Origin of the sequence: Brevibacillus reuszeri, assembly GCF_002897295.1 — a bacterium.
GTDB lineage: Bacteria > Bacillota > Bacilli > Brevibacillales > Brevibacillaceae > Brevibacillus > Brevibacillus reuszeri_A.
Map to the genome: position 1 here is coordinate 1 of NZ_BEXF01000089.1, position 1,423 is coordinate 1,423.

The 1,423-nt window shown below is 39.9% G+C and carries 1 protein-coding gene; it reads left to right on the forward strand.

What is annotated here, in order from left to right:
• Positions 1-587: 587 nt before the first annotated feature.
• The gene (locus C3B52_RS35460) at positions 588-1,256 is read left to right on the forward strand and encodes a glycosyltransferase (RefSeq protein ID WP_268811932.1); all 669 of its coding nucleotides are present in this window, start codon (positions 588-590) and stop codon (positions 1,254-1,256) included.
• Positions 1,257-1,423 lie beyond the last annotated feature (167 nt).

Sequence of the window (1,423 nt, forward strand, 5' to 3'; positions counted from 1 at the left end):
CATCCAAAAAAAAGTATTCATGATATGCTCACTTCCTCATGAATAGATATAGCATAGGATAATATATGTAATACCGGACGCAATGCATGGATGAAGTGGCTATGAAACTCAAAAAAGGCAATTGTCAGGTAGCGATTAGGTTAGCCATTATATTATTTTATATTTACAACGAAACAGCGTATTTTGGGATGTCTCCAAGGAATATATGACCTCGCATCCTGGAAGCGATTACATCCTTGTTGGTACTTTAGAGCGAACTGATGTTGACTCGAGTCGTCCTGTGGTCAGGGCAACAATGTAACCGTTATTATCAAAAAATCTTCCATTCGTTAATAATGCTCAGGGTAACTTCAAAGGATTTTGCAAAAACGGCTTCCTTCCAGGCCTCACCTATTCTTGTTAAATGGAGGTGATTTTTCATGCTCAGTCAGAGAATTGTATTTCATTCGAAATACTATAAAACGCCTGTTTTGTCTTCTTGGGTGTATTCCAGTAACGATATGAATTAACACCCCATACTATAAGGAGTGAGATTCATAACCTTATTGGAGGGGAAATTCATGAAGAAGCCAACTCTTCGATTGCTTATGATCATAGATAAATTGGAAGTGGGAGGAACAGAGACATATGTGTCCGCTGTTGTCGAAGAGATGGGAAAAAGAGGGGTCTCCATTTATGTAGCAGGTAATCGGGGGAGTTTGTTGTCCAAGTTCAGGGCGCTTGGTTGTCCAATATTTACGAAAATAAACGACCGGCAAAGATTGGAGCAATGGATTATCAAGCATAAGATCAACGTCATTAATGCTCACCATGAATCTACCGGAATAATCGGTAGCGCCCTCAGCAGAAAGCTGAGAATCCCTTTTGTCTACACCATACATGGGACATACTATCCTCGGGCACTGATCACGAAAATAATGAAGAGGTGTTATAGTCGTCACGCGGTTATTAGCGTTAGCTGGCCGGTTAAAAAGTGGCTGGAAGAGAAAAATATCCAATCTGTATTAATTCCAAATGGAATTAATACGCAGCATTTTAGATACAACAGAAACCAGCAGTTGCTCACACAATTAAACATTGCCAGTAAGTCGAAAGTGCTATTGTATGTCAGCCGAATAGAGGATGAAAAAGCAGAGATATGTAAAAGTTTTTTAAGAGCTGCACAGCGCTGTATGGATTCCTCCCCAAACATGCATGTCGTAGTGGTTGGTGGTGGACCAGGGTTGAATAGTGTCAAGAAACTAGCAGCCCGGTAGATTTTATTCCTAAACGTTGGAAGAAGCATGTTTATGGTGATGATGGAATAATTAACCGACACTATTATGAGATGGCTGCACTAACAGAGTTGAAAAATCATATTCGTTCAGGCGACATATCCGTAGTCGGTAGTAGACTTCATAAAGATTTTGAAGAGTATCTTGTT

Coding starts and splice junctions, on each gene's coding strand:
- C3B52_RS35460 (WP_268811932.1), top strand. CDS start 588: ATGATCATAGATAAATTGGAAGTGGGAGGAACAGAGACATATGTGTCC.